Origin of the sequence: Janthinobacterium sp. 67 (assembly GCF_002797895.1) — a bacterium.
Lineage (GTDB): Bacteria > Pseudomonadota > Gammaproteobacteria > Burkholderiales > Burkholderiaceae_D > Janthinobacterium.
In genome coordinates, this window is record NZ_PGES01000001.1 from 6,181,225 (window position 1) to 6,189,404 (window position 8,180).

Here is an 8,180-nt window from a genome sequence, read left to right on the forward strand (position 1 = left end):
GCTGCGCCATGCCGGGCGAAGCGTTCGGCGCGCCGGGGCAGGGCAATTCCAGCCGCATCGCCACCGTCACCGTCATCGCTGTATTGCTGTTGTGGTTCGGCGTGACGGCCAGCGGCATGGTCAAGCCGCTGTTCCTGCCGTCGCCGCAAGCCGTGTATGAAAAATTCATCATGGCGGCGACCACCGGTTTCGGCGGCGCCACCTTGTGGGAACACACCGTTGCCAGTCTGGTGCGTGTGTTCGGCGCCTTTGGCCTGGCCTGCCTGTTCGCCATTCCCGTCGGCGTGATGATGGGCGTGAACCGCGTGGCGCGTGGCATCTTCGATCCCTTGATCGAGTTCTACCGTCCTCTGCCGCCGCTCGCTTATTTGCCACTGGTTATCATCTGGTTCGGCATCGGCGAGTTTTCGAAGGTCTACCTGATCTTCCTGGCCATCTTCGCGCCGATGGCCATCGCGGCCCGCGCCGGCGTCAGCTCCGTGTCGCTGGAGCAAATCCACGCGGCGTACTCGATGGGCGCCACCCGTTTCCAGGTCATCGTGCACGTGATCCTGCGTGCCGCGATTCCGGAAATCCTCACCGGCATGCGTATCGGCATCGGTGTGGGCTGGACCACCCTGGTGGCTGGCGAAATGGTGGCGGCCACGCGCGGCCTGGGCTACATGGTGCTCAGCGCTTCCGAGTTCCTGGCCAGCGACGTGGTGATCATGGGCATCATCGTGATCGGCTTCTTCGCTTTCCTGTTTGATTTGATGATGCGTTACCTCGAACGTACCCTCGTGCCATGGAAGGGCAAGGTGTAAGACGTTCCCGGGAGTGGCGCGCACGCCACAAGTGTTGCCGCCGCTCCCATCTTTTAAGCAGCAATAACTGAGCAATACCCCGTACTTACCCTCCAGCGCGCTTGCCCCCTGGCTGCCGCGCCGGGCCGCTGCATTTCCAGATTGACTTATGGAATGCGGCCAACCAGACTGATTCACACGATGTATCGATGCTGCTTGACGGTGTTGCCTAAATAAAACAAAGCCGCGTGGCAAGAACAAGCCGCAGCAGGCAGGGCGCACCGAGCTTCAGAGATTTTCAGGAGACAAAACATGATTAGCGAATCGCATAACAGTACCGGCTTGCAGCACTCGCTCAAGCAACGCCACATGAGCATGATCGCCATCGGCGGCGTGATCGGCGCCGGCCTCTTTGTCGGCAGCGGCGTCATCGCCAAGGCCGCCGGCCCGGCCGCCATCCTGTCCTTTCTGCTCACGGGCGGCCTCGTCGTCCTGATCATGCGCATGCTGGGCGAGCTGGCCTCGTCCCTGCCCGTGGTCGGCTCCTTTTACGAGTATGCGCGCCTCGCTTTCGACGACAAGCCGAAAGTGTCGAAATTCCTCGGCTTCATGAGCGGCTGGATGTACTGGTATTTCTGGGTCGTCGTCGTGGCCCTGGAAGCCATCGCCGGCGCCAAGCTCGTCAACTTCTGGCTGCCTGACGTGCCCTCATGGGCTATCAGCCTGGTGCTGCTCGTGTCGATGACCGTGCTCAATCTGTTCTCCGTCAAGGCCTTCGGCGAATTCGAATTCTGGTTCGCCTCGATCAAGGTGGTCGCCATCGTCGTCTTCCTGTTCGTCGGCGCCCTGTTCATCACGGGCAGCTTGCCCAACAGCATCCCGACCCTGGGTTTCTTGACCAGCCATGGCGGCTTCATGCCCCACGGCTGGGGACCTGTGCTCAGCGGCGCCGTCGCCGCCACGGCCTTTTATTCGGGCGCCGAGATCGTCACCATCGCCGCGGCAGAAACGTCGGACCCGGCCAAGGCCATCGCCCGCGCCACCAATTCCGTCGTCATGCGCGTGCTGATGTTCTATGTCGGGTCCATGTTCGTCGTCGTCTGCATCGTGCCCTGGGATTCGCCGGCCATCGCCACGCCTTTCGTCAGCGCCCTGACCGTCATGAACATCCCGTACGCGGCCCACATCATGAACGCCATCATTTTGACGGCCGTGCTGTCGGCCCTGAATTCCAGCCTGTACGCCTCGTCGCGCATGATCTTCGCGCTGACGCGCCGCGGCGACGCCCCCACGGGCCTGGTCAAGCTGAGCAAGAATGGCGTGCCGATCCGCGCCATCCTGTTCAGCACCTTGTTCGCCTATTTCGCCATTGCCGTCTCGTATGTGTCGGCCGACCTGGTATTCCCGTTCATCGTCAATTCCTACGGCATCCTGATCCTGTTCGTCTACCTGCTCATTGCGATATCTCAATTGCGTTTGCGCCGCCGCCTCGAGCGCGAATGCCCGGAACGCATCAAGGTGCGCATGTGGCTGTTCCCCTACCTGACCTATTTCACCATCATCGCCATGCTGGTGATCCTCGGCGCCATGAGCGTGTCGTCCGATACGGAACAGCGCGTGTCGTTCTGGTTCGGCCTGCTGAGCGTGGTCATCATGAGCGTCATGTACTACATCAAGAAACTCGTCAACGACGACCGCAACGGCGACAACGAAACCAAAGTGGAGCTCAAACATGTCTGACACCACCTTGCTGCCCGCAAACCGGCGCCGCTTCCTGCGCACGACGGCCGCCCTGGGCGCCGCCGCCGTGGCGGGGCCGACCTTGGCCGCCTCCGTCACTTTGCCGTTTGAAAACGGCGAGCGTGAACTGGTGGCCTTCCCGCAGAAACGGCCGCTGATCCTGCTGACCAGCCGTCCGCCCCAGCTGGAAACGCCGTTCAGCGTCTTCAGCGAGGGGGCGATCACGCCCAATGACGCGTTTTTCGTGCGCTACCACTGGAGCGGCTTGCCAACCAGCATAGATGGCGACAGCTACCGGCTGCGCATCGGCGGTCTGGTGAAGACGCCTCTGGAGCTGTCGCTGGCGGAATTGAAACAGCTGGCCGAACCCGTCGACGTGGTGGCCGTGACGCAATGTTCCGGCAATAGCCGCGGTTTCTTTACGCCGCGCGCCAACGGCGGGCAGCTGGGCAATGGCGCCATGGGCAATGCCCGCTGGACGGGTATCCCCCTGAAAACCGTGCTGGAAAAGGCCGGCATCGCGGCCAATGCCGTGCAAGTGGCCTTCAATGGCCTGGAAACGCCGCCCGTGGGCGACGGTCCCGACTTTCAAAAAGCCTTGTCCGTCGAGCACATCATGGCCGGCGACGTCATGCTGGCCTGGGCCATGAATGGCGAGGACATTCCTTTCCTGAACGGCTATCCGCTGCGCCTGATCGTGCCAGGCTACTATGGCACTTACTGGGTCAAGCACCTGAGCGACATCACGGTGCTCGACAAGCCGTTCGACGGCTTCTGGATGAGCACGGGCTACCGCATTCCCGACAATGGTTCCGGCTTCATCGAGCCGGGCACGCCCGTGGGCAAGACGACGCCGATCAGCCGCCTCAACGTGCGCTCCTTCATTACCAGCGTGCACGATGGCGCGCAGGTGAAAGCGGGGCGCGACCTGGCCCTGCGCGGCATCGCTTTTGATGGCGGCCAGGGCATCAGCGAAGTGACCGTGTCGGTGGACGGCGGGCAGACGTGGCAGGAAGCCAGGCTGGGCAAGGACCTGGGACGCTTCTCGTTCCGCGAGTGGACGATGGTCATGAAGGCGCCGCGCAAGGGCAAGCACGTGCTGATGGTGCGCGCCGTCAACCGCGTCGGCCAGAGCCAGCCCATGAAAGCCCTGTGGAATCCCATGGGTTATATGCGCAATGTGGTGGAAACCACGCGCATCGACGCAGTGTAAGGAGAATCAAATGCAGATAAGAACACTTGCCGCCACCGTGGCCCTGGCGCTTGCCGGCAGCGCTGGCGCGCTGGAAATCCAGCTGCCGCCGGAAACGGCGACCTACAAACCCAGCGAATTGCCCGGCTACCAGCTGGTGCAGCGCAACTGCATGACGTGCCACGCGGCCCAGTATGCATCGAGCCAGCCGCCCGCTTCGCCGCGCGCCTACTGGGAAGCGACCGTCAAGAAGATGAAAAAGCCGTTCGGCGCCCAGTTTGACGATGCGGACGTGCCGGCCATGGTCGATTACCTGGTGAAAACCTATGGCGCGGAGCGGGGCGCTGCCGTACCCGCCGCCGTCGCCAAGCCCGTGGCCGCCGCGGTTACGGCCGCCAGCGGGAAGGATGTGAAAACCTTGCTGGCGGCGAACGGCTGCATGGCTTGCCACGCCCTCGACCAGAAGGTGGTCGGTCCCGGCTTTGCGGAAGTGGCGGCCAGGTACAAGGGCAAGGATGGAGTCGTCGCCGTGGCGGCCAACATCCGCAGCGGTGGTTCCGGCAAATGGGGCCCCGTGCCCATGCCGCCCTTCAGCCAGCTGAGCGAGACGGACGCGACGGCCCTCGCGAAGTACGTGCTGAACCGATAAATTCGTCGCGGACGCGCGCCAACCATTAATACCACTTGCGCCCACCCATCTTGCGCGGTATTGCCCGCTGCCATTGCGCAGCGGGCTTTTTTTTACCTCCTCCATTCGCCGCCGCATCGCTTGCCAATGCAGCGGTCAACAGCACTGGTACTGTAAAAAACACCGTTATATAAAACCACTTGACTACCAATTTTGGGCGTCGCATTCTCTGTGCAGAAAGCCGATGCTGCACTGTGCTTTCTTTACGTACAACATAAAAAGCTACTTCGATAGTTTTCGTATAACGTTCAGGAGACATTGTGAAGACACGGCAAATTAGCCGGCTGGCCTCGCCTTTGATGGTTGGCCTGCTGGGCAGCGCGCTGCTTGCTTGCGGCGGCAATTCCACCACCGAAGCCCCATCGACCCTGCTGGCCGCCACGGCCGCCAGCGACAGTTGTGCCGCCTGGAGCGCCAGCGCCGTCTACACGGCGGGCCAGTGCGCCGTCTACGATGGCAAGGTGTATCGCGCCAAATGGTGGGTGCAGGGCACGGCGCCGAACAACGACCAGTGGGGACCGTGGAGCCTTGATACGAGCACACCCACCCCGACTCCCACCCCGACTCCTACTCCAACACCCACGCCAACGCCGACACCGACACCAGGCGTGCCCACCAAGGCCCAGGCCGAGGCCAACGAGGCGGCGCTGACGAACAACGATTTTTTCCGCAAGGTCAAGGCGTCGATCCGCACCCTGGGCAATGCGGCCGTCGAGGCCGTGCAGCCTGGCCTGGCCGGCAATCCGCTCAACGTCAAGCGTGTCGAACGCCTGCTGCCGGCGGCCAAGTGGGATTATTATTTTGCCGCGCGCGACGCCAGCTACACGTACCAGCGCTTCCTGCAAGCCGTGGCCAAGTTCCCCGCCGTGTGCGACGACTACAGCGACGGGCGCAATGCGGATGCCATCTGCCGCCACAGCCTGGCCACCATGTTCGCCCACTTCGGTCAGGAAACGGGCGACCACAACGCCAGCAGCCCGCTGCCGCAATGGCGCCAGGGCTTGAAGTATTTGCGCGAACTGGGCTGCGACGAGACGGGCGCCGGCTGCGGCTACAACGTCGAGTGTGCCGATCCCGTTTTCAACAAGGTCTGGACCTGCGGCAAGAATGCCGATGGCAGCTTCAAGAAATACTTTGGCCGTGGCGCCAAGCAGCTGTCGTACAACTACAACTACGGTCCCTTCTCGCAAGCCATGCATGACGGCGACCAGTCCGTGCTGCTGAAGAATCCGGACCTGGTGGCGTCGACCTGGCTGAACCTGGCGTCGGCCACGTTTTTCTTTGTCTATCCGCAACCGCCGAAGCCGTCGATGCTGCACGTGCTCGACGGCACGTGGGTGCCGAACGCGGCCGACACGACGGCGGGGGCGGGCAATAACTTCGCCACCACCATCATGATCATCAACGCCGAGTGCGGGCAGGGCACGGAAAAGCAGGCCGCGCAAAACCGCATCGATTACTACAAGCAGTTTGCCGCCGACATGGGCTGGGATTATTCCGGCGAACAATTGTCGTGCGCCAACATGCAGCGCTTCACCCCGGCCAGTTCCGCTTCCTACAACATCTATTGGGAAAAGAACTGGAGCGCCGGCGGCGAGAACCAATGCCAGCTGGTCAGCTATCAAACCCCGTACAGCGCCTTGCTGGCGGGGAACTACGTGAAATGCGTGGAAGCCAACTGGAATGTGAAGTTGCAGTAACAGCAAGTGCAAGTCTAGCCAGCCAGGGATAACAGTTGACAAGAGCCCCTCGAGGGGCCTGCAACAGCTCTCGATGTAAAACCATAACGGAGACCAATACAACATGAAATCGAATGCATTATTGATGGCCCTGCTCAGCGGCGTACTCGTCGCTTGCGGCGGGGGCCAGGACGGCACGACCGCCACGCCCAACACCTTGCTTGCCGCCGTGGAAGCGTGCGCCGTCTGGGATGCCGCCACCGTCTACACGGGCGGCCAGTGCGTGCTTTACCAGGGTGTCACCTACAAGGCCAAGTGGTGGACGCAGGGCAATGTCCCCAGCGCCGCCGACCAGTGGGGCCCGTGGGCCGTGACGGATACGACCCCGACGCCAACGCCCACCCCGACGCCAACACCGACGCCCACCCCAACGCCGACGCCGACGCCGACACCGACACCAACGCCGACACCGACACCAACGCCAACGCCAACGCCAACGCCAACGCCGACCCCCACGGCTTGCCGTCCGGACGGCCTCATCTCGGCCGTGCCGAATGTGCCATATTGCAAGGTGTACGACGCGAATGGCCGCGAAGTGCTGGGCAATGGCTTGAACCGGCGCATCGTCGGCTATTTCGCCAGCTGGCGCACGGGCGCCGATGGCAGCCCCACGTATCTGGTGAATAACCTGCCGTGGGACAAGATCACCCACCTGAACTACGCATTCGCCTCCGTCGATCCGGCCACGTCGAAAATCGCCATCGGCAGCGGTGCGGCCAATCCCGATACGGGCCTCACCTGGCCGAACGTGCCGGCCGCCGCCATGGACCCGTCCTTGCCGTACAAGGGCCACTTCAACTTGCTGGCGCAATACAAGAAGAAGTATCCTGGCGTGAAACTGATGATTTCCGTGGGCGGCTGGGCCGGCAGCGGCGGCTTCTATACGGCCACGACGAACGCGGACGGCAGCATCAACACGGCCGGCATCAACACCCTGGCCGATTCCATGGTGGCCTTCGTGCGCCAATATAGCTTCTTCGATGGCGTCGACGTCGATTACGAACACCCGACCACCAACAATGAAGCGGGCAATCCGAACGACTTCGCCGTCTCGAAACCGCGCCTGGCCGGCCTGATGACGAGCTACAACGTGCTGTTGAAAGTGCTGCGCCAGAAGCTCGACGAAGCGGCCGTGCAGGACAATAAATACTATCTGCTCACCATCGCCGGCTCCGCCTCGGGCTGGGTCTTGCGTGGCGAGGAAAATATGTCGGGATTGAAATATCTCGATTACGCCAGCCTGATGACCTACGACTTGCACGGCGCGTGGAACCAGTACGTGGGACCGAACGCGGCGCTGTTTGACGACGGCAACGATGGCGAACTGCGTGCCGGCAATGCCTACCAGTACCAGAACATCGGCTACCTGAACACGGACTGGGCCTACCGCTACTACCGTGGCGCCATGCAGGCGGGGCGCATCAATATCGGCGTGCCGTTCTACACGCGGGGGTGGAAGGACGTGACGGGTGGCACGAATGGACTGTGGGGCACGACGGCGCTGAACAACTCGACGGTCACGTGCGCGGGCGTGAAAACCTGCGGCATGGGCGCCACCGGCATCGACAACGTGTGGTACGACCTCGACTCGCAAGGCAAGCCGACGCCAGGTGGCGGCAACCCCATCTGGCATGCGCTGAACTTGCAGAATGGTATCGTGCCGAGTTACCTGGACGCCTATAAAGTCACGGACAAGGCGCTCGTGGGCACCTATGTGCCGTACTACAGCAGCACCATGGTGGCGCCGTGGCTGTGGAATGCGACCAAGAAAGTGTTCATTTCCACGGAAACCACGCAGTCGATCGCGGCCAAGGCCCAGTACATCGTCAACAACAATATCGGCGGCGTGATGATCTGGGAAATGGCGGGCGACTATGCCTGGGATGCCACGCGCAATGGCGGCAAGGGCGAGTATTTCATGGGCACCACCCTGACGGACGTGCTGTACCAGGCTTTCCGCACGGCTGGCGCGTACGGCAACAAGCGCGCTGAAATCGCCATGCCGGGCACGGCGGCCAACGTCAGCATCACCCTGGGCG

At 62.4% G+C, this 8,180-nt stretch carries 7 protein-coding genes; 6 read left to right on the forward strand and 1 reads right to left on the reverse strand.

Features of this window, described 5'->3' with window-relative positions:
- The first annotated feature begins 8 nt into the window (after positions 1–8).
- The 4 genes from CLU90_RS27820 to sorB all read left to right on the forward strand — a co-directional run bounded on the left by CLU90_RS27820 (position 9) and on the right by sorB (position 4,363).
- Complete coding sequence (locus CLU90_RS27820) at positions 9–803, forward strand: ABC transporter permease subunit (RefSeq protein WP_058049276.1); 795 nt, start codon at positions 9–11, stop codon at positions 801–803.
- A 291-nt stretch (positions 804–1,094) separates the two neighbouring features.
- A complete protein-coding gene (locus CLU90_RS27825) occupies positions 1,095–2,522 on the forward strand; it encodes an amino acid permease (protein WP_092719679.1) in 1,428 nt (475 codons plus the stop codon).
- Entirely contained in the window at positions 2,515–3,735 is a 1,221-nt protein-coding gene (gene sorA / locus CLU90_RS27830) for a SorA family sulfite dehydrogenase catalytic subunit (protein WP_100429333.1), read from the forward strand. Before CLU90_RS27825 ends, sorA begins: the two co-directional genes overlap by 8 nt.
- Before the next feature lie 10 nt (positions 3,736–3,745).
- The gene (sorB, locus tag CLU90_RS27835; RefSeq protein ID WP_100429334.1) at positions 3,746–4,363 is read left to right on the forward strand and encodes a SorB family sulfite dehydrogenase c-type cytochrome subunit; all 618 of its coding nucleotides are present in this window, start codon (positions 3,746–3,748) and stop codon (positions 4,361–4,363) included.
- 25 nt (positions 4,364–4,388) lie between these two features.
- Here sorB and CLU90_RS29535 read toward each other — a convergent pair whose 3' ends face one another.
- On the reverse strand, positions 4,389–4,661 hold the full coding sequence (locus tag CLU90_RS29535; protein ID WP_139178512.1) for a hypothetical protein: 273 nt from the start codon (positions 4,659–4,661) through the stop codon (positions 4,389–4,391).
- Position 4,662: 1 nt separating this feature from the next.
- Between CLU90_RS29535 and CLU90_RS27840 the strand changes: the two genes are divergently transcribed.
- Complete coding sequence (locus CLU90_RS27840) at positions 4,663–6,102, forward strand: glycoside hydrolase family 19 protein (protein ID WP_232731355.1); 1,440 nt, start codon at positions 4,663–4,665, stop codon at positions 6,100–6,102.
- Between the two features lie 103 nt (positions 6,103–6,205).
- Positions 6,206–8,180 (forward strand): glycosyl hydrolase family 18 protein (locus CLU90_RS27845; RefSeq protein WP_100429587.1); only part of this gene is annotated, 1,975 nt, incomplete at its 3' end.